The organism is Vibrio cholerae ATCC 14035, from assembly GCF_000621645.1.
GTDB lineage: Bacteria > Pseudomonadota > Gammaproteobacteria > Enterobacterales > Vibrionaceae > Vibrio > Vibrio cholerae.
The window spans coordinates 34,035-54,451 of the sequence record NZ_JHXR01000003.1 but is presented as its reverse complement, the minus strand read 5'-3'; the positions used below and the strand labels follow the sequence as shown (position 1 = coordinate 54,451).

Here is a 20,417-nt window from a genome sequence, read left to right as displayed (position 1 = left end):
TGCATACTATTTGCCACAAACTTTATGAGACTTATCGCCAAATCTATCTTTAAAATAAGGGATTTACTGTGAAAAAACTGATCTGCATGGTGCTCTTTTCCATGTTGGCTGCACCAACGTTCGCGCAAGACCGCTACATCGCGGACAAACTCTTTACTTACATGCATTCAGGCCCAAGTAACCAATACCGCATTCTCGGCAGCATTGACGCCGGAGAAAAGGTGAAGCTGATTGAGGTGAATAAAGAGAGTGGTTATAGCCATATTGCTGATGAGCGCGGCCGTACAGGTTGGGTTGAAAGCCGTTTTATCACTCGTGAAGTGAGCAATACTCTGCGCTTACCGGCGCTAGAAAAAGAGCTAGAGGAAGTGAAAAAGCTGTTAGCCAATGCTCGCCAAAATGCCGATAGTGAAAAAGCAGGATTAGCGGAATCACTTGAACTGCGTAACCAACAAATTGCCGATCTAGAGCGTAACTATGCCGACATCAGCAAGCAGTTGACCGATTCACAAAGCGAAATTCGTGAACTGCGCGCCAAACTCGATACGCAAAAAGAAGATCTGTTACTGAAATACTTCACCTACGGTGGTGGTGTTGCTGGTATCGGTTTACTGCTTGGCTTGGTGTTACCACATATTATTCCTCGCCGTAAACGCCACCCTGCCGGATGGGCATAAGCGGAATTCATCGCATAGCAAAACGGTCACGCAAGTGACCGTTTTGTTTTCGCTCTCTTTCATCGTCGGGCAATAAGCGTTGGTCAATGCCCTAACCTTTCCAATCATACAGTGCCGGGATCTCAATCTCCTCTCCGCCAAAGATAATCACACTGCTTTGTGGTTTGATACTCTCTAGCTTCACTTCTGGTGTCAGCATATCCCCTTCGCGATACTCTACTCCATTCACTTTTATCCAGCGTTTTTGTTCATTACTGGAAAAAGCGTGCATCTGAAAATTCAGTGCGGGAAGCTGCCCTTGATAACGATCACTGTGCTGGGTTAATGGCACCGCCGCAGAGGTTGGTGTGCTAGGGGTGGCTGGTTCACTGGATTGATCGCGCATAATCGCCTGCACGCGTAACGCTAATTCAGGCGAAAGCTGAGTTAAATCGAGATCGCCCAACGCCTTATTTGACGCGCTTTGCTGACCAGAAGCTTGGATTGTCGCCGGTGGAGCCACAATGTTGTCGGCTAGCGCAGTCACATCCTCTTCTGGATAGGGTTCATCGAGTCCTGATTCGACAAAGGTAGGTTGCAGATCCTGAAATTCGGGATACGCTAAACGCTCTAATGGCGCATCAACTTGCACCGTTGTCGGCTCGGTTTGTCGATTAGCCACTTCCAGTTGCACTAGTTCATAGCGTTGGTAAGTCATCACGCCTATTGTCACTAACCCCGGTACGAGCCACAGCGCTAAATGCAACCAGCGTGACGGAGTCATCGCTGTGGGTTCTTGCTCGGTATAAGTGCGACGACTGACAGGCTGAGCTTGCAGATACTTTTGTTGAGACTGCTTCAAGGCATTCATCACTTTTGACATTAGCCTTCCTCCTTCAAACTCGGCGCTTGCTGTTGGGTCAATAACTCAAGGCGGCGTAAGGTTTGTCTTCCTGCGATACCATCAACGTGCATGTTCTGCCAACGTTGGAATAACTCGACTTTACGCGACAAATCCTTATCAAATTGCTCACGCGGGCGTTCAGGTTCGCCCAACACTTGCGCCAATTTGCTCTCGAGCAAGGCTACATCGGCTCCCTGCATTCCCTGCTTTAATGTTCGAGAAAAACTGGCCTGCCAAAGTAGCGAAAATTGCCCATTCCATAACGGCTCTAGCCATTGGCGGGCAATACGATAACGTTCGCCTCCCACCAACAGCTCCGCTTGATCGCCCGTTAAGCGATACAGCACCGCGTAAGTGGGCACATCATCCATCATTAAAGTGAGTACAGCGGGCAAATCGTAAGTTTGTAGCGTTGACCAATCGCCCGTCTGCTCTTCACACCAAAGCACCGCATCTGCTTGAGTTTGGCAAAACTGCTCCAGCACCGAGGCTTGATAGCCCCAGACCGCATACAGAGTTTCAAGGGCATGCTCGCTGCTCGTCGCGTTGAGTAACGCACTACGTAACGCTTGCGGGAAAACTCTCTGTTCGGTCGGCGGCACCACTTCAGGTAACGGAAAATAGTGTTGCATAACCCGATCAAGCTGGGGTGGTAACTGCCATGTCAGTACGACGGCCAGAGCTATCCCCCCCAATGCGCTGGAGAGATAAGAGAGCTTAGGTACAGGAGGTTTGGCCGAGGCCACTTGATAAACAGAAGATTGAAAGCTCATCACCTCTTGGCAGGCGAGCTTAATTCTCGCTAGGCTCAGCGTTGGTTCACCCGCTTGATACGCTTGCTTTAACGCCGCATCACACACCAGATTGATTAAGCGCGGAATACCGTGAGTTTGCTCTGCAATCCACTGACAGGCTTTACGATTAAACAACTCAGGGTTACCGCTGGCTTGCTCAATCCGAAAGCGGATGTAGTCGGCCGTTTGCTCTTCATTCAATGGCAATAAATGGTAGCGCCCAGTGATCCGCTGGGCGAGCTGGCGCAACTGCGGCAAACGCAGTTTTTCTTGCAACTCGGGCTGGCCAATCAGCAGTACTTTAAGCAGTTTATGGCTCTCGGTTTCCAAATTGGTCAGCAGGCGTAGCTGCTCCAACACATCCGGTGCCAAATGCTGCGCTTCATCAATCATCAAAAGCACTTGTATGCCTTGCGCGTGCTCGGCCAACAAAAACTCATGCAGTACTTGCGTAAGTTTCTTTAAGGTCGCTTTTTTCGGATAGCAGACCTCAAATTCATCACAAATCGCTTCCAATAGCTCCAAATCGGAAAAAGTGGGGTTGAGGATCATCCCCGCGCGCGTTTTGCCCGGCAAACTCGCCAGAATCGCTCGCGCGACAGTGGTTTTTCCCGTCCCGACTTCTCCGGTGAGCATGGCAAAGCCGCCGCCATCGCCCAATCCGGCTTGCAGGTGTACTATGGCTTCCTGATGACGCTGACTCAGGTAGAGATAACGCGCATTGGGGACGATAGAAAACGGTAGTTCGTCAAACCCAAAGAAGTTCAGATACATGCTTGTTGACCCTATTCATCGCAGTGGGTGCAACGTATCATTGCTGACTAAGATTAGCCAATGTCATTGATGCAATTTTTTGAGACTCTACGATGCAAATTTACCTCGTTGGCGGCGCAGTGCGCGATCAATTGCTGCAACTTCCGGTTTATGACCGTGATTGGGTAGTGGTCGGCAGCAGTCCACAAGCTATGTTAGCGGCAGGCTTTCAAGCTGTCGGGAAAGATTTTCCGGTGTTTTTGCATCCGAACAGTAAAGAAGAACATGCCCTTGCCCGTACCGAACGCAAAACCGGCGTAGGTTACACCGGCTTTGCTTGCCACTATGCTCCAGACGTGAGTTTGGAAGACGATCTGCTGCGCCGCGATCTGACCATCAACGCGATGGCGCAAGATAACTCTGGGCAACTGATTGATCCTTATGGCGGTCAGCGCGATCTCGCCGCGAAAGTGCTGCGCCATGTTTCGCCCGCGTTTGTGGAAGATCCCTTGCGTGTGCTGCGCGTGGCGCGCTTTGCGGCTAAGCTGCATCACCTAGGTTTCACCGTTGCCGAAGAGACGATGCAATTAATGGCGAAGATTGTGCAATCGGGCGAGTTGCAGCACTTAACCGCCGAGCGTGTGTGGCAAGAGTGGCATAAATCGCTCTCGACGAATCATCCCGAAGTGTTTTTGCAGGTGTTACGTGATTGTGGCGCGCTGGCGGTGGTGCTGCCTGAAATCGATCGCTTGTTCGGCGTGCCACAACCGGAAAAATGGCACCCAGAGATCGACACCGGCATTCACACGCTAATGGTCGCCAAGCAAGCCGCACAACTTTCTGATTCCCTTCCCGTGCGTTTTGCCGCGCAAGTGCATGATTTAGGAAAAGGCGTGACGCCACCTTCTGAATGGCCAAGCCATAAATTGCACTGCCATACTGGGCTTAATATCATTGAATCATTGTGCGAGCGCATTCGCGTGCCTAATGAGTTTCGTGATTTAGCGCTCGCGGTGTGCGCGCAGCATTCCAATATCCATCGTGCGGACGAGTTAAAGCCTACCACCAAGCTGAAAGTGCTGGGGCTTTTGGATGTGTGGCGCAAACCGGAGCGTCTTGAGCAAGTGCTACTGTGTTGTGAAGCAGATCATCGTGGCCGTTTAGGTTTAGAGAATGAGCCGTATCCGCAGCGTGAGATTTTCCTGCGTGCCTACCAAGCCGCCCTTGGGGTAGCAGTTCAAGCCGTGATAGCGGATGGCTTTCACGGCAAGCAGATCAAAGAAGAGTTGGATAAACGGCGCGTATCGGCAATCGAGGCTCTGTAGTTCGTTGCCTGCAACCGTAGAAAGCAAAACGCCCTGCAATGCAGGGCGTTTTTTATCGCGAGACTGTTATCGTCAACAGTCGCGAAGGCGCTCGCTTAAAATTAAGCTTGGCCTTTCACTTCTTTCAGACCGTTGAAAGGAGCACGTGAACCCAGAGCTTCTTCGATACGGATCAGTTGGTTGTACTTAGCAACACGGTCAGAACGGCTCATAGAACCCGTCTTGATTTGACCTGCAGCAGTACCTACCGCTAGGTCAGCGATAGTTGCGTCTTCAGTTTCGCCTGAACGGTGAGAGATAACTGCAGTGTAGCCAGCATCTTTTGCCATCTTGATCGCAGCCAGAGTTTCAGTCAAAGAACCGATTTGGTTGAACTTGATCAGGATAGAGTTAGCGATACCGTTGTCGATACCACGCTTCAGGATCTTAGTGTTAGTTACGAACAGATCGTCACCAACGATTTGGATTTTCTTACCCAGTTTCTCAGTTTGGTATGCGAAACCTTCCCAGTCAGACTCGTCCAGACCGTCTTCGATAGAAACGATTGGGAACTTCTCAGTCAGCTCTTCTAGGAAATCAGAGAAACCGTTAGAAGTGAAGATACGACCTTCGCCTTTCAGGTTGTATTCTTTCTTCTCTGCGTCGTAGAACTCAGAAGCCGCACAGTCCATCGCTAATGTGATGTCAGTACCCAGTTTGTAACCTGCAGCCGCAACCGCTTCAGCGATAACTTCTAGCGCTTCTGCGTTAGATTTCAGGTTAGGAGCGAAACCACCTTCGTCACCCACTGCAGTGTTGTAGCCTTTAGACTTCAGTACTTTAGCTAGGTTATGGAACACTTCTGCGCCCATACGTACTGCTTCTTTCAGAGTTTTTGCGCCAACAGGTTGGATCATGAACTCTTGGATGTCTACGTTGTTGTCAGCGTGCTCACCACCGTTGATGATGTTCATCATTGGTAGAGGCATTGAGAATACGCCAGGAGTGCCGTTCAGCTCAGCGATGTGCTCGTATAGAGGCATGCCTTTTGCTGCCGCTGCTGCTTTCGCGTTTGCTAGAGAAACCGCTAGAATCGCGTTTGCACCGAAGTTTGACTTGTTCTCAGTACCGTCTAGGTCGATCATGATTTGGTCAATAGTTGCTTGATCTTTTGCATCTTTGCCAACCAGAGCGTCTGCGATTGGACCATTAACCGCAGCCAGCGCTTTCAGAACGCCTTTACCTAGGAAACGAGACTTGTCACCGTCACGCAGTTCAAGCGCTTCACGAGAACCAGTAGAAGCACCAGATGGAGCTGCTGCCATACCAACGAAACCACCTTCTAGATGAACTTCTGCTTCTACCGTTGGGTTACCACGTGAGTCGATGATTTCACGACCTAGAACTTTAACGATCTTAGACATTAATGTTTCCTCTCAATTGAATTTAAATGTCAAAACTAAAAGGGTAGCCACACTGCTAAAGTGGCTACCCGTATCCTTTTACTTCAATTCACCGCGTTGGAACTGACCCGCTGCTTTTACAAAGCCAGCAAACAGAGGGTGACCATCGCGTGGGGTTGAGGTGAACTCTGGGTGGAACTGCGCTGCCACAAACCATGGGTGAGCAGGGTTCTCAATCACTTCAACCAGCTTCTTATCTGCTGACAGACCAGAAACCTTCAAACCTGCTTTTTCAATCTGAGGACGCAGCAGGTTGTTGACTTCGTAACGGTGGCGGTGACGCTCATGAATGGTTGCGCTACCGTACAACTCGTACGCTTTAGTGCCTTTCTCAAGGTGGCATAGCTGTGAACCTAGACGCATTGTGCCGCCCAGATCCGATTTTTCGCTACGCTCTTCGACATTGCCTTCGCCATCTACCCATTCCGTGATCAAACCAACCACTGGATATTTGGTGTTTTTATTGAATTCGGTTGAGTGTGCACCTTCCATACCCGCTACGTTGCGCGCGTATTCGATGAGTGCCACTTGCATACCCAAGCAGATGCCAAGGTAAGGAATTTTGTTTTCACGTGCATATTGCGCTGCACGGATTTTGCCTTCGATACCACGATCGCCAAAACCACCCGGTACCAGAATCGCATCCAAACCATTGAGCACATCGGTGCCTTTGGTTTCAACGTCTTGTGAATCTACGTATTTGATGGTCACGCTCAGACGGTTCTTCAGACCGGCGTGTTTCAGGGCTTCGTTGACCGATTTGTAAGCATCTGGCAGTTCAGTGTACTTACCAACCATACCGATAGTCACTTCACCGGTTGGGTTCGCTTCTTCGTAAATCACCTGTTCCCATTCAGAGAGATCCGCTTCTGGCGCGTTAATGCCAAAACGTGCACACACCAAATCATCCAACCCTTGAGAGCGGATCAGTTGTGGGATCTTGTAGATAGAATCCACGTCTTTCATTGAGATAACGGCTTTTTCAGGCACGTTACAGAACAGAGCAATTTTCTTACGCTCGTTGGCTGGGATCATACGATCGCTACGGCAAACCAGAATGTCTGGCTGAATGCCGATAGAAAGCAGCTCTTTTACTGAGTGTTGGGTTGGCTTCGTTTTTACTTCGCCCGCTGCCGCTAGGTAAGGAACCAGCGTCAGATGCATGAACATAGCGTGCTCACGACCCACTTCGATGGCAAGCTGACGGATCGCTTCCATAAATGGCAGTGATTCGATATCACCCACAGTACCGCCAACTTCAACGATAGCAATGTCGTGGCCTTCTGAGCCCGCAATCACACGATCTTTGATCGCGTTAGTGATATGAGGAATAACCTGAATCGTGGCACCTAAGTAGTCGCCACGGCGCTCTTTGCGCAGAACATCAGCGTAAACACGACCTGCGGTAAAGTTGTTGCGCTTGGTCATCTTGGTACGAATGAAACGCTCGTAGTGACCAAGGTCTAGGTCGGTTTCTGCGCCATCTTCCGTAACGAACACTTCACCGTGTTGAGTTGGACTCATGGTGCCCGGGTCAACGTTGATGTAAGGGTCAAGCTTCATCATGGTTACTTTAAGACCACGAGCTTCAAGAATCGCTGCAAGGGATGCTGCTGCAATACCTTTACCTAGAGAGGATACAACCCCGCCAGTAACAAAAATATAATTTGTCGTCATGTTTAACCTGAAATTGGTTGAATGAGGGAAATGGATTTCTTCTGGACGGGACGAAACTATACCAGAAGGCCCCCATTGCCACAACGTGAAATCTATCACACTCAATTTTTTATTTTTTGCTTCAAATCAAACCAAATTGAAGCAAACACTGTGTTGGGCACATTATCTGAGTCACTTTTGTCTCAAAGCGCGCTCTTTTTTCGCACAAGACAAATTTGCTGCTTAATCAACCATTAAGCTTGACTGTAGATTGATTGTTATTTTTCACACTCCGTCAGGAAAATGACTTTATTGCCTGTTTTTCTTCAAGTTTTACTTCATCCCAAAATCCGTCGAGTTCAGCCAAAGTGTACGCGTGCAGCGGCTTATTTTTCGCTCTGGCTTTGTCCTCGACACCTTGAAAACGGCGCACAAATTTGGCGTTGGCTTTACTCAGCGCCATTTCAGGATCATGACCTAAATGACGCACTAAATTGACGGTTGCGAATAAAAGATCACCTAGCTCTTCCTCGACTTTTTGCGTATCCACATCCACTTGCAGCGCTTCTTCCATCACCTCTTCGACTTCTTCGTGCACTTTTTCAACCACAGGGCCAAGGCTATCCCAATCAAATCCGTATTGAGCACACTTTTTCTGGATCTTGTGGGCACGCGATAAAGCGGGCAACGAACGTGGTACAGAGTCTAGAATACTTTGCTCACTTTTGCCTGCTTGCGCTTTTTCTTTGGCTTTTTCCGCTTCCCAATTGGCGTGAATTTGCGCGTCATTTTCAAAGGTGATATCCCCAAACACATGAGGATGGCGGCGGGTCAGTTTCTCATTGACCGTTTCCACCACATCACGAAACTCAAACAAGCCTTGTTCTTTGGCCATTTGGCTGTAGAAAATCACCTGAAACAGCAAATCCCCCAACTCTTCACGCAGGTTAGGCCAATCGCGCTGGGTGATGGCATCCACCACTTCAAAGGTTTCTTCAATGGTGTAAGGTGCAATGGTGTCGAAGGTTTGCTCTTTATCCCACGGGCAACCTTGTTCTGGGTCACGCAAGCGGCGCATGATCTGTTCGAGTTGTTCAATCGGGTGTGACATGGCTTTCCTCACATCAGGCATTGAGCGCCTAAACGTATTGACGTTGAAAAAGCAACGAGGTGGAAGTTTTCACTTCACACCTCGCTGTTTGCGTTGGATTTAACCTAAGCGTTTGACCAACATAACATCTTTGATCTGCTCGATGCGTTTAGAAACGCGCGCTAAAGCTTCGACGTTGTTCACCTCAAGATCGAAATCCATGATGATGATTTGGCGTTTATAGTCGGAGCGGCTCTTCATACTCGCCACTTTGACTTTCTCATTGGCCAGCAAAGTCGTGATGTCTTTCAGTAAGCCACTGCGCTCCATCGCTTCAACACGTACGGTCAGTAGATAAGAGCCTACAAAACCACTGCCCCATACGGTATCAATGATACGCTCTGGTGCATGAAGGCTAAGCTCCTCGAGCTGCTCGCAGTCGCTGCGGTGCACCGAAATACCACGGCCTTGGGTAATGTAGCCACGGATTTCATCGCCTGGGATTGGCTGACAGCAACGCGCAAGGTGGGTCATCAGGTTATCGACCCCTTCCACCACCACCGCATCTTTATGCGGGCGATTCGGTGTTAGGGTTTTGTTTTCCTGCAGTTTTTCCAGCGCGAGCTTATCTTCTTCCTCAGCGGTCGGTTTATTCACTAACGCATTGATATGGTTCACGATCTGATTGATACGCAGATCGCCACTGCCGATACCAACGTACATTTCATCCACGCTATTGACGTTAAAGCGCTTGAGCGCATACGCCTCGGCGTGCTTGAGATTGGCACCGATTTTCGCCAGTTCGATTTCGAGAATTTCCCGTCCCGCTTCGAGATTTTTTTCACGGCTCTGTTTGCGGAACCAAGCATTAATCTTAGCGCGCGCACGCCCTGAATGAACGAAACCAAGAGATGGGTTCAACCAATCGCGTGATGGATTCGGCTCTTTGGCGGTGATGATTTCAACCTGATCGCCCATCTGCAATTTGTGAGTGAAAGGTACGATACGTCCTGCCACTTTCGCGCCAATACAGCGATGCCCCACTTCGGAGTGAATGTGGTAGGCAAAATCGAGCGGGGTCGCGCCCATAGGTAAGTCAACCACATCGCCTTTCGGGGTAAAGGCGTAGACGCGATCATCAAACACTTGGCTGCGCAGTTCGTCGAGCATCTCGCCCGAATCGGACATCTCTTCTTGCCAATCGAGCAGTTTACGCAGCCAAGTGATCTTCTCATCGTAGCCACTGCGTGCTGCACTGCTGCCCTCTTTGTATTTCCAGTGTGCCGCTACCCCAAGCTCTGACTCTTCATGCATCTGCTTGGTTCGGATCTGGATCTCGATGGTTTTGCCTTCCGGCCCCAAAATCACGGTATGAATGGACTGGTAACCGTTCGGTTTGGGGTTCGCTACATAATCATCAAACTCGTTCGGTAAGTGCTTGTATTTAGTGTGCACAATGCCAAGCGCGGCATAACAGTCTTGCAGCTTATCAGCAATAATCCGCACCGCACGCACATCAAACAGTTCATCAAAAGCGAGGCTTTTCTTCTGCATTTTGCGCCAGATGCTGTAGATGTGTTTCGGGCGACCGCTGACTTCAGCGTTAATCCCGGATTGCTTCATCTCAGCACGCAGGTCGCTGACAAAATCACGAATGTACTGCTCACGCACGATGCGACGCTCAGAAAGCTGTTTGGCGATCTGTTTATAGGTATCCGGTTGTTGGTAACGAAACGCGTAGTCTTCAATTTCCCATTTGAGCTGACCAATGCCAAGGCGGTTAGCCAGTGGCGCATAGATGTTGGCACACTCTTTGGCAGCCACGCGGCGCACTTCATCTGGCTCGTTTTTCACTTCACGCAAGTTGCAGATCCGCTCGGCAAGCTTAATCACCACGCAGCGGAAATCATCCACCATCGCCAGTAGCATACGGCGCACGTTATCCACTTGCGCTGACGCTTCACTGCCATGCATGGTGACGTTGAGCTGGCCAATCGCCGCCATCTCTTCCACGCCGTGGATAAGCTTAACCACTTCGCGGCCATATCCCTCTTCAAGCGACTCATTATCCAGCACACCACTGGTGGCGATCGGAAATAGCAAAGCCGCCACCAACGTTGGGCGGTCCATCGATAGGGTGATCAAAATTTCGATCATTTCCCGCCCACGCCAAAGCAGCAGAGGCCCTTGTGGATTGCCCGCCAACAGTTGCTCGCAATCGCGATACACTGCGGTTAATTTAGCGGCCGTTTTCCCCTCTTGGGTCAGGCTGGCTATCCATGTTTCTAGCTCAAACTGTTGGTCTGGGTTTAAGTGTGCGCTTCGTACCGCAACCATTGATATCGTCCTAATAATTGTATTTTTAGCCTTCGACTGACGCTCGTATCAGGAGTTCAATCGCTAGCCCTTTTTCACAAACAAAGCCATGGACTCGAGATGACTGGTGTGCGGGAACATATCGAGCATCCCCAGTTTCTCTAAGCGAAATCCTTGGCTCAGCAAGCTTTGACTGTCTCGTGCTAATGTCGCAGGGTTACACGACACGTACACAACCCGCTTGGCACCTAACGCAGAGAGTTGATCCACAATCCCTTCTGCGCCTGCGCGGGCTGGGTCGAGCAGTACTTTAGCAAATTTCTGCTGCGCCCATGAGGCGCTCGTCATATCTTGTTCCAAATTGGCCTGATAAAACGCCACATTATTGATTTGGTTCAATTTCGCGTTATGAGTGGCGTGTTGCACCATCTCATCAACACCTTCAACACCCACCACCGCTTGCGCTTGTTTGGCCAGCGGCAGCGTGAAATTTCCTAAGCCACAGAAGAGATCGAGCACGTGTTCTTGTGGGCTAACCTCAAGCCAATTCAAGGCTTGCGCGACCATGTGCTGATTCACCGCGCGATTGACCTGAATAAAATGGCTGGGCAAGAAACTTAAGCGGCTGCCTGTTTCTTCACAGTATGGCGCTTCACCTTGCACATGTTGCAACTCGCCGGCTTCCAGCATCAGATATAAGGTTAGTTGGTTTTGCGAAGCAAAGTCAGTCAAACGCTGCTGATCTTGCTCAATCAGCGCGCCTAAATGGCGCAGCACCAACACGCGAGTGTTATCCCCTTTCACCAATTCGACATGCCCCAACCGCTCAGGTTGACTCCACTCACTCAACAAAGCGTTCAAATCAGGCAACAGCGCATTTAAACTCGGCTCCAGCACGGGGCAATCGGTCACATTAACAATCGCTTTGCTCTGCTTGCGGCGAAAACCCAATTGTAGTTGCTGAGTTTTCTTATCCCACATCAGGCTTAAGCGTGCGCGACGACGGTAGCCTTGATCATCAGAACAAACTGGCGCAGACAGAGCAAGACTCTGCCCTGCAAACTTCACCATTAATTGACTTAAGGCTTGCTGCTTGTGATGGATTTGTCCCGCTCGGTCAAGATGCTGTAAATCACAACCACCACATTGCGCATAATGCGCACAGAAAGGTGCAACACGCTCAGCGCTGGGTTTCAACACTTTAATCAGTTGACCGCGCGCGTATTTGCTCTTGTTTTCAGTGAGCTGAATCAGCACCTCTTCCCCCGGCAAAGCGCCGTCAACAAACAAGGGTTTCTTGTGTAAAAAGGCCAGTCCGCTGCCTTGGTGATCCAACCGTTCAATAGTGACCGGCTGATGCTTTGTGTCTAACGTGCTGTGCTTTTTCGGTTGAAAGAAACGTGCCATGCTCTGTGCTCAAGTGTTGAAATAGATTTGTTTTCGCCCCGGCATCACTATTCTGCACGGGGGAGATTGTCGAAGATGAGGGAGTTGATTAAGCTAACGCCAACGTTTCCCCACGCAATCCGATTTGTGCGGGGTATTTTCCCATATCCACACCACAATGTTTAGACAATAATGACTCAAAGATATGGCTTGCGCGCCCGCGTTATGACGCTCACTTTGGCACCTACCCTGATTATTGGTCTGCTGCTTAGCGCTCTGTTCTCTTTTAACCGTTATCACGATTTAGAAACTCAAGTGATCAATTCCGGTGCCAGCATCATTGAGCCATTAGCGATCGCCAGTGAAGATGCGCTGCGTATGCAGAGCCGAGAATCGGTGCGACGCATTATCAGCTATGCCCACCGTAAGAATTCTAAGTTAGTACGCAGCATCGCGGTGTTTGATGCCAATCATGAGCTGTTTGTCACCTCGAACTTCCACCCCAATTTCGAAAAGCTGATGTATCCCAAGGATAAGCCGATCCCGTTTCTGAGTAGTTCCGCGATTGACGAGAACACGCTGATATTACGAACGCCGATCATTTCTGAACGCACCGTGCTCGACAATGGCGATGCCAATCCCGCCACACCGGTGATGGGTTATATTGCGATAGAACTGGATCTCTCCTCACTGCGTTTACAACAGTATCAGGAAATTTTTTCCGCAGGTTTAGTGCTAGTGATCGGGATTTTGCTGTCAGGGGTATTTGCTTCGCGCTTGATGTACGATGTGACTCGCCCAATCACTCACATGAAAAATATGGTCGACCGCATTCGTCGCGGCCATTTGGATGTGCGGATTGAAGGTAAAATGCACGGCGAGTTGGATACGCTGAAAAAAGGCATCAACGCGATGGCGGTATCGCTCTCCGAATACCATGTCGAAATGCAGCACAGTATCGACCAAGCGACGTCTGATCTCCGAGAAACCCTTGAACAGCTTGAGATTCAAAACGTTGAACTCGATATTGCCAAAAAGCGCGCTCAAGAAGCGGCACGAGTGAAATCCGAATTTCTGGCTAACATGTCCCATGAGCTGCGCACCCCACTCAATGGTGTGATTGGTTTTACGCGGCAAATGCTGAAAACCCAGCTGACCAACAGCCAAGCAGACTATCTACAAACCATTGAAAAATCAGCCAATAACCTTCTCACCATCATCAATGACATTTTAGATTTTTCCAAACTCGAAGCCGGTAAGCTGGCTTTGGAGAATATTCCGTTTGAATTCCAAGAAGTATTGGAAGAGGTGGTTAATCTGCAAGCCACCAGCGCGCATGAAAAAGGGTTAGAAATCACCCTCAAGATTGACCCGAAAATTCCGCGCGGCGTGGTGGGCGATCCGCTACGGATTCAGCAAGTCTTGACCAACTTGGTCGGTAACTCCATTAAGTTTACCGAACGGGGTAATATAGACGTGAGCGTGGAAATGCGCGCGCTACGCGATGATGTGATCGACCTACAATTTATGGTGCGCGACACCGGAATTGGCATTTCTGAGCGCCAGCAAGCTCAGTTATTCCAAGCCTTTAGCCAAGCGGATGCCAGTATTTCACGCCGTTATGGCGGTACAGGACTTGGGCTGGTGATTACCCAAAAACTGGTCAGCCATATGGGCGGAGAAATCAGCCTCACCAGCCGTTTGCACCAAGGTTCAACCTTCTGGTTCACGCTTCGCCTGCATACCACAGAGCTGCCTCTCAATGACGGTTATAACGCGGACTCGCTCAATCATCGCCACTTACTGCTGATTGAGCCCAATATGCAAGCCGCTGCGATTGTGCAGCAAACGCTGGTCCAAAGTGGTTTAGAAGTGACGTACCGCTCAGCGATTCCGGAAGAGCAACACGTTTACGACTATGTACTGCTCAACTTAGCGCCAAGTAAAGAGACCAATCCGACCTTGGTGGAGCTTTGGGTGCAGCGTGCGTTAGCCATGACCCACAATGTGATTGTCGGTGTGCCGAGCACAGAACTGGCGCTCGCCGACCAATTGATGCAGCGCTACCCAGTAAAATGCATCAGTAAGCCTTTATCTCGCAAAAAACTGCTACAAACCTTGGCAGCGCAACAGCCGCAACTCGCCAATACCAGTTTGCCCAAACCTCAAGCCGATAAGCTTCCGCTGTGCGTCATGGCGGTCGATGATAATCCAGCCAACCTCAAACTCATCACTGCGCTATTGCAAGAGCGGGTTGAGTACGTGGTCTCTTGCACCAGCGGTCAGGAGGCGATTGAGCAAGCTCAGAGCCGTCAGTTCGATATCATCTTGATGGACATTCAAATGCCGCACATGGATGGAGTGACCGCTTGTAAAGCGATCAAGCAGCTCAAAGGGTATCGTGATACGCCAGTCATTGCGGTCACCGCACATGCCATGGCAGGCGAGCGTGACCGTCTACTGAAAGCGGGGATGGATGATTACCTGACCAAACCGATTGAAGAGCATATTCTGCAACAAGTGTTAGTCCATTGGAGCCCGCACACGCGCAGTAAACAGGTCGCGAAAGTGACTCCACCCGATGGTGCCGCGGTCATATCTAACGCCTTACCCTCATCACCGCCAGCAGAAGAGGCCATTATTGATTGGCCTGTCGCGCTGCGCCAATCCGCCAATAAAGAGGATCTCGCCAAAGAGATGCTCGGGATGTTGGTCGATTATTTGCGGGAAGTCGAAACTGTGGTCAATACTGCGCTTGAGGATGAAGAATACCCCGCTAGCGATCTGCTGCATCATATCCATAAGTTGCATGGCAGTTGTTCGTACAGCGGCGTACCGCGCCTGCGAAAAATCTGCGCCAGTTTGGAGCAAGCGCTGCGCAATGGGGCGAGCATCGATGAGTTAGAGCCTGAGTTATTTGAGCTGCAAGATGAGATGGCGAAAGTGCTCGAAGCCTCTCGCGACTATCTGAACTGATCCTGCTTGAGTTCTTTCGCACTGGGAAGAGGCAGGATCTCTTCCCCCATTCGATAAATATGATAGCCATGTTTGCCTCTGTATTTGACCCAGTACATGGCTTTATCGGCTTGTAGCAGCAGTTTTTCTAAGTCAATGTGCAGACTGTTCATATGACTAATCCCGATACTGCAACCCACTTGCGCACTCTGCTGACCCAATGCAATCGGCTCAGAGGAGGATTCGATCAACTGAGCCGCAAACCGCTCGATAGATTCGGCAACAAATTCATCAAGCGGAATGTAAATAGCAAACTCATCGCCACCGAGCCGTCCGACCACAAAATCAGAAAAGTGCGTTTGCGCCAAGGCATAAAAACGCTTAGCGATTTCACGTAATACCTCATCACCAGCCGCATGCCCCAAGGTATCATTCACCTGCTTAAAACCATCCAAATCAATCAATAGCAGTACCATGGTGGTGCTAGCACGCTGTTTGCGGAGCACGAACTTCTCACAACCTAAACGGTTTTTTAGTCCCGTCAGAGTGTCTTGTTCGGCAATGGTGCGATAGTAGCTTTCCCAACGTTCAATCTGTTGACGCAGCTCGCGCTCACGCAGCAAGGCTTGATGGGAAGCGTCGATAAATTCATTGATGCTTTTGGCTACCAAACCAATCTCGTTGTGGTGATCTTCTGCGGCTACCGCCACTTTGCGATCATGATCTGGCCGCACTTCGGATAACGCCTGTGAAAGATCCGTCAGGGGTTTACCGACCAAGCGGCGAACGATCCAGATAAGCGCAATAAAAGTCACGAGAAACTGGATCAAAACCACGGCTATCTGATCAAGAATCTGATTAATGGCTTGCTGACGAATTACCTGATGATCCTCATGAATCATCAGATAGCCAATCAAATTACCATCTACGGGAGAATCTAATCGGTAGCGGTTCGCATCACTCCAATAATTCTGTTCTTTGTAGGTTGTGGGCATGGTGGTTCGTTCAAAGACAATGCCATCCACGCTGGCTAACTTAACCGCATTGATCTCTTGATGGAGCAGCAGCGCATCCATCACCTCGGAGGCAATATCGTAATTATTCACATACAGTGCAATGGCCGCCGAGTTACTCAAGGAGAGCGCAAGCTTCTCTTCCAGCTCTTGTTTTTGCTGCTCAACACTCTGTATGCCGCGTGGAATAATGATGGCCAAAATGATCAGCAAATACCCAAGCGCACACAGTGAAATCATCTTTAGTAAGCGATTAACCAGTGGCGAAGTGCGCGTTTGATCAGTCATAGAGCACCAGTAATACTTTCAGCGCGTCATTGGGCACTTGATCGGTATAGCCAATCGAGAACGGATTCTCTTCTAATTTGGCAATCAGCTCTTGTTCACTCACCACAGATTCCGGCGCACGCAGCCGCCCTGAGAATTTCAGTTTGGCCCAATAAGCGTTGATTTGGCTCTCTTGCATATTGGTCACCTGCAAAAAGAAGCGCTGACGCACCGTACCACTCCGATCTAACACCTGATTAATGTAAGTGTTGCCCACCACGCGATTACGTCCAAGGTATAAAGCGGATAACTGCTCCTTATTAATCTCCATAATCGGACTCTTCGGGCTAGCAACCACATACAATTCAGCGGAAGCCGAAACCCATGGACTCAGCAAAAGAATGAGGAGTAACCAATATCGCATTGAGTCCTCCTAAAACACAAAGTTAACGCTGACAGAAAACAGCTGCACATCCCGCCCCTGCAGACCCTGCAAATCCGCTTCTAAAGGAATGGCCCATAATCCATAGCCATTATCGGCAATCTGGATGTAATCATATTGTGCTTTCAAAGCTATCTGAGCAGTGACGTCCCAGCGGACTCCGAGTGAAAACGTCTGCTGATCGATGTAAGTGGAGTTAATGCCACCAATCAACCATTTCTGTACCTCTGCCAATTGCGCGCCATTGACAGGGGATAACCCCCAATCAGACTGCGCTTGGTAGGGCGGATTTTTCGGGTTAAACCGACCGTAGATAACATAAGGTGTGACATTGCCGAGAGTATACCCAGCAATGGCGTAGCCACCGACCCCTTCAGGAACCACGGCTTTCTCACCAAGGATGGTATAAATTTCTGATTGGAGTGACCACTGATCGCCTCGATAGCCAAAACCCAATTGCCAATACTCTATGGTTTCTTCTTGAAGATTGATTTGCTCAGCTAACTGCGCCGCTTCGGTGCTGATCGGGCCAAGCCCGGCTTGCGCCAGTTGATTGACGACTTGAATACCCAGTAGAGAATTACCGTCTAGATCCACCTTCAGTTGCCCGACATGCACATAGGAGAGGCGTCCAAACCAACGATCCTGTTCGAGTGAAAACACCAAAGCTAATGTTTGATCGGATTGCGTGGCAGAAATTTCGCTGGAAGCGGTATTTTGCAGTTTCTGTTTAATTCGGCCATATTGCGCGCCTAACGACCAAGTGATCTCATCCCATTGGCTGCGATAAGTGACATCAATCCCATCGATGGCATCATAGAAAATGCCGCCATAAAACTCTTGGGGAGGGCGTAACCAAAGGTGGGCGTAGTCAATCCGTCGGCTGTCAGCGGCGATATAGGCGTTAAGCCCAAGGCGCCCTAGGCGAATATCCCAATTTTCATCCGGCGTATAACGCACAAAAGCCAGCTCAGTAATATCATCGAAGCGCTGCTCGACTCGCTCTTTCATTACCCACTGAGTGGTCACCGACCATTGCGGATCTAACTGCAGATCAAACTGAACCCCAATATTGCTATCTGGCTTAAACGATCCGTTGCGTTGATAATCATCTGGCTGAGCGATGTTGCGCAGGAAACCGAGATTCTCTTCATTTTCATAGCTATAACCAATCGAACCATAACCAGAAACGCTCCAGTCGGCCGCTAAGGCAGCACCGCTCGTCATGGCTAATAGACCGACAACACCGCTCATCAGGCGTGTTTGAAAAAGGCTTCGTATCATTGGGTTATCCCTAAGCAAGCGCGATTTCCACCACGGCGCCAACCTGCACGCCAAGTGAAATATTCTCCATTTCGATCGTCATTGATGATTAATGACATCACCCAATATCTTTCATTTTAGTGATTGGTGAGACAAAAATACCCGTTGGGTGCAAAGAGTCAGAAAACTCATTCTTCCGTTGGGGAAAATTAAGCACGTAAGGAAAATATAGTCAGAAAATGAAAGATTTGAAATGAACCAAAGCATGAACGCCGCATTAACGGCGTTCAAGGATCACGGTCGCCATCGCATAATGGCGTTCGTCGGAAATGGAAAGATGAATATTTTCAATCTGCAGCTGCGAGGCTAACTCTGCCGCTTGACCGCTCAAGGTCAGTAAAGGTTTCCCCAACTTATCATGGCTAATGGTAAAGTCATGGAAAGTCACCCCCTGAGCAATACCGGTTCCCAAAGCTTTCGAAGCTGCCTCTTTGGCGGCAAAGCGCTTGGCTAAAAAGCGCCCTTGTTGCTTCGAAGCATGAAATTGCTCTAGTTCAGAATCGGTAAGAATGCGGCGCGCAAAGTTTTCTCCTGAGCGCGCCAACGCTTTCTCAACCCGTTCGATTTCAGCGATATCCGTTCCGAGTCCAACGATCATACGTTATCGACGCGCAGCAACCATGATGGCTTTCATATCGGAGACGGCTTTCGCTAAACCATCAAATACCGCGCGACCAATGATCGCATGGCCGATGTTCAGCTCGTAAATTTCAGGAATGGCCGCAATCGCCGCGACATTGTGGTAGGTCAAGCCATGCCCCGCATTCACCGTAATGCCTAAATCGTGTGCGTAAGCCGCTGCGGCTGCAATTTTCTTCAGCTCATTTTGCTGATCGACATCGCTTTTCGCATCGGAATAGTGCCCGGTATGCAGCTCAATAAAAGGTGCGCCACAAGCTTTGGCCGCATCAATTTGCTCACGATCGGCATCGATAAACAGAGAAACTTTAATGCCAGCCGCAGTGAGTTTTTCCGTTGCCGCTTTGACACGCTCCAACTGACCTAGCACATCAAGACCGCCTTCAGTGGTCAACTCTTCACGTTTTTCCGGCACCAAGCAGACGTATTCTGGCTGAGTTTGCAGCGCAATCTCGACCATCTCATCCGTCACCGCCATTTCAAGGTTCATGCGCGTTTGCAGCGTTTCACGCAAAATACGGACATCGCGATCTGTGATGTGACGACGATCTTCACGCAGATGGATGGTGATGCCATCCGCGCCCGCACGTTCAGCAATTTCCGCTGCATGCACTGGATCGGGATATTGTGTGCCGCGTGCGTTACGCAAAGTCGCCACGTGATCGATATTCACACCAAGATAAATTGAGCTCATTCTTCTGTACTCCGTGCTCTAGGTAGAGTTGTTTGACGAAACAACTCACGACTCTTTAAAGGTTTGCCGCCAAGATACGGCTTTAAGGCTAAACGTGTAAAGCGTTTTGCCGCTTGCAGTTGTTCTTTGCTGGTAAAACGCCGCTCGCTGATCGCAATCAACTCATTACCAAGAAAAGTGAGATTATCGCGACGTACCGAAGCGATAAAGCCCTTTTGTTCACGATAACGGTAAGTCATGTCAGGTGAAACTGGCTCGCCCGTTCCCGCACAATGCAGAAAATCGACGCCGTAGCCCATCGCAGCAAGCAAAGCGAGTTCAAAGCGGCGTAGCGCTGGCTCTGGATTGGTGCTTTGCGCCAGTTCAGTGAGCGCAAACAGATAATCATGAAATAGCCCAGGACTAGCGACTTCTGGCATTAACACCCGATCCACCAGCTCGTTGATGTACATAGCAGAATAGAGATAGACGCCAGAAAGCGGTAAACCGAGACTAATTGGTTCGGCTTGGCGTAAGGTTTTCATCGAGCCATTGCCCGACCATTTCAGCAGTAAAGGAGTGAAAGGTTGTAGCGCACCTTTGAGGTTGGAGCGTTTTCCGCGCGCACCTTTGGCCATTAATGTGACTCGACCGTACTCCTCACTGAACACATCGAGAATTAAGCTCGATTCACTGTAAGGGCGGCGGTGCAGAACAAAACAGCGTTGCAGTCCGTCTGACATTTTCCCTTTCTATCATGCAGTTGAAGGTAGAAATGAAAAA

General features: G+C 49.6%; 16 protein-coding genes. 3 read left to right on the top strand and 13 right to left on the bottom strand.

Annotation, left to right across the window (positions count from 1 at the left end; all coding sequences use genetic code 11):
• The first annotated feature begins 68 nt into the window (after positions 1-68).
• Positions 69-677 (top strand): TIGR04211 family SH3 domain-containing protein, encoded by a 609-nt coding sequence (locus T411_RS0103765; RefSeq protein ID WP_000733229.1) that lies wholly within the window; start codon positions 69-71, stop codon positions 675-677.
• A gap of 91 nt (positions 678-768) precedes the next feature.
• Here the strand turns inward: T411_RS0103765 and T411_RS0103760 are convergent, their stop codons facing one another.
• On the bottom strand, positions 769-1,539 hold the full coding sequence (locus T411_RS0103760) for a general secretion pathway protein GspB (RefSeq protein ID WP_000049003.1): 771 nt from the start codon (positions 1,537-1,539) through the stop codon (positions 769-771).
• Positions 1,539-3,128, bottom strand: a complete 1,590-nt coding sequence (locus tag T411_RS0103755) for an AAA family ATPase (protein ID WP_000281100.1) — start codon at positions 3,126-3,128, stop codon at positions 1,539-1,541. Before T411_RS0103755 ends, T411_RS0103760 begins: the two co-directional genes overlap by 1 nt.
• A gap of 92 nt (positions 3,129-3,220) precedes the next feature.
• Here T411_RS0103755 and T411_RS0103750 point away from each other — a divergent pair, with 92 nt between their 5' ends.
• Complete coding sequence (locus T411_RS0103750) at positions 3,221-4,432, top strand: multifunctional CCA addition/repair protein (protein WP_001167849.1); 1,212 nt, start codon at positions 3,221-3,223, stop codon at positions 4,430-4,432.
• A 101-nt stretch (positions 4,433-4,533) separates the two neighbouring features.
• Here the strand turns inward: T411_RS0103750 and eno are convergent, their stop codons facing one another.
• The 5 genes from eno to rlmD form a co-directional block, all read right to left on the bottom strand.
• Positions 4,534-5,835, bottom strand: a complete 1,302-nt coding sequence (gene eno, locus T411_RS0103745) for a phosphopyruvate hydratase (RefSeq protein WP_000036741.1) — start codon at positions 5,833-5,835, stop codon at positions 4,534-4,536.
• Between the two features lie 78 nt (positions 5,836-5,913).
• Complete coding sequence (gene pyrG, locus T411_RS0103740; protein WP_000210846.1) at positions 5,914-7,551, bottom strand: CTP synthase; 1,638 nt, start codon at positions 7,549-7,551, stop codon at positions 5,914-5,916.
• 274 nt (positions 7,552-7,825) lie between these two features.
• Complete coding sequence (mazG, locus tag T411_RS0103735; protein ID WP_000019246.1) at positions 7,826-8,641, bottom strand: nucleoside triphosphate pyrophosphohydrolase; 816 nt, start codon at positions 8,639-8,641, stop codon at positions 7,826-7,828.
• A gap of 99 nt (positions 8,642-8,740) precedes the next feature.
• Positions 8,741-10,957 carry a GTP diphosphokinase gene (gene relA / locus T411_RS0103730; protein ID WP_000226858.1) on the bottom strand — a complete coding sequence of 739 codons (2,217 nt, stop codon included), beginning with the start codon at positions 10,955-10,957 and terminating at the stop codon, positions 8,741-8,743.
• Between the two features lie 63 nt (positions 10,958-11,020).
• Positions 11,021-12,343 (bottom strand): 23S rRNA (uracil(1939)-C(5))-methyltransferase RlmD, encoded by a 1,323-nt coding sequence (rlmD, locus tag T411_RS0103725; RefSeq protein WP_000090453.1) that lies wholly within the window; start codon positions 12,341-12,343, stop codon positions 11,021-11,023.
• 171 nt (positions 12,344-12,514) lie between these two features.
• Between rlmD and barA the strand changes: the two genes are divergently transcribed.
• Complete coding sequence (gene barA, locus T411_RS0103720) at positions 12,515-15,298, top strand: two-component sensor histidine kinase BarA (protein WP_000194270.1); 2,784 nt, start codon at positions 12,515-12,517, stop codon at positions 15,296-15,298.
• On the opposite strand, the gene T411_RS0103715 is transcribed toward barA, so the two are convergent.
• From T411_RS0103715 to recO, 6 genes are all read right to left on the bottom strand, one after another.
• A complete protein-coding gene (locus tag T411_RS0103715; RefSeq protein ID WP_000132105.1) occupies positions 15,286-16,578 on the bottom strand; it encodes a GGDEF domain-containing protein in 1,293 nt (430 codons plus the stop codon). The two genes, barA and T411_RS0103715, sit on opposite strands and share 13 nt — an antisense overlap.
• A complete protein-coding gene (locus T411_RS0103710) occupies positions 16,571-16,981 on the bottom strand; it encodes a hypothetical protein (RefSeq protein WP_001271116.1) in 411 nt (136 codons plus the stop codon). Before T411_RS0103710 ends, T411_RS0103715 begins: the two co-directional genes overlap by 8 nt.
• Positions 16,982-16,990: 9 nt before the next feature.
• Positions 16,991-18,283 (bottom strand): hypothetical protein, encoded by a 1,293-nt coding sequence (locus T411_RS0103705; protein ID WP_000621298.1) that lies wholly within the window; start codon positions 18,281-18,283, stop codon positions 16,991-16,993.
• A 256-nt stretch (positions 18,284-18,539) separates the two neighbouring features.
• The gene (gene acpS / locus T411_RS0103700; RefSeq protein ID WP_000635065.1) at positions 18,540-18,920 is read right to left on the bottom strand and encodes a holo-ACP synthase; all 381 of its coding nucleotides are present in this window, start codon (positions 18,918-18,920) and stop codon (positions 18,540-18,542) included.
• A 3-nt stretch (positions 18,921-18,923) separates the two neighbouring features.
• On the bottom strand, positions 18,924-19,655 hold the full coding sequence (pdxJ, locus tag T411_RS0103695; RefSeq protein WP_000095365.1) for a pyridoxine 5'-phosphate synthase: 732 nt from the start codon (positions 19,653-19,655) through the stop codon (positions 18,924-18,926).
• Positions 19,652-20,377, bottom strand: coding sequence for a DNA repair protein RecO (recO, locus tag T411_RS0103690; protein WP_001279493.1), 726 nt, complete (start codon positions 20,375-20,377; stop codon positions 19,652-19,654). The genes pdxJ and recO overlap by 4 nt, the downstream gene beginning before the upstream one ends.
• Positions 20,378-20,417 lie beyond the last annotated feature (40 nt).

Coding starts and splice junctions, on each gene's coding strand:
- mazG (WP_000019246.1), bottom strand. CDS start 8,641: ATGTCACACCCGATTGAACAACTCGAACAGATCATGCGCCGCTTGCGT.
- pyrG (WP_000210846.1), bottom strand. CDS start 7,551: ATGACGACAAATTATATTTTTGTTACTGGCGGGGTTGTATCCTCTCTA.
- T411_RS0103705 (WP_000621298.1), bottom strand. CDS start 18,283: ATGATACGAAGCCTTTTTCAAACACGCCTGATGAGCGGTGTTGTCGGT.
- acpS (WP_000635065.1), bottom strand. CDS start 18,920: ATGATCGTTGGACTCGGAACGGATATCGCTGAAATCGAACGGGTTGAG.
- barA (WP_000194270.1), top strand. CDS start 12,515: ATGACTCAAAGATATGGCTTGCGCGCCCGCGTTATGACGCTCACTTTG.
- T411_RS0103760 (WP_000049003.1), bottom strand. CDS start 1,539: ATGTCAAAAGTGATGAATGCCTTGAAGCAGTCTCAACAAAAGTATCTG.
- pdxJ (WP_000095365.1), bottom strand. CDS start 19,655: ATGAGCTCAATTTATCTTGGTGTGAATATCGATCACGTGGCGACTTTG.
- T411_RS0103715 (WP_000132105.1), bottom strand. CDS start 16,578: ATGACTGATCAAACGCGCACTTCGCCACTGGTTAATCGCTTACTAAAG.
- rlmD (WP_000090453.1), bottom strand. CDS start 12,343: ATGGCACGTTTCTTTCAACCGAAAAAGCACAGCACGTTAGACACAAAG.
- T411_RS0103750 (WP_001167849.1), top strand. CDS start 3,221: ATGCAAATTTACCTCGTTGGCGGCGCAGTGCGCGATCAATTGCTGCAA.
- relA (WP_000226858.1), bottom strand. CDS start 10,957: ATGGTTGCGGTACGAAGCGCACACTTAAACCCAGACCAACAGTTTGAG.
- eno (WP_000036741.1), bottom strand. CDS start 5,835: ATGTCTAAGATCGTTAAAGTTCTAGGTCGTGAAATCATCGACTCACGT.
- recO (WP_001279493.1), bottom strand. CDS start 20,377: ATGTCAGACGGACTGCAACGCTGTTTTGTTCTGCACCGCCGCCCTTAC.
- T411_RS0103755 (WP_000281100.1), bottom strand. CDS start 3,128: ATGTATCTGAACTTCTTTGGGTTTGACGAACTACCGTTTTCTATCGTC.
- T411_RS0103710 (WP_001271116.1), bottom strand. CDS start 16,981: ATGCGATATTGGTTACTCCTCATTCTTTTGCTGAGTCCATGGGTTTCG.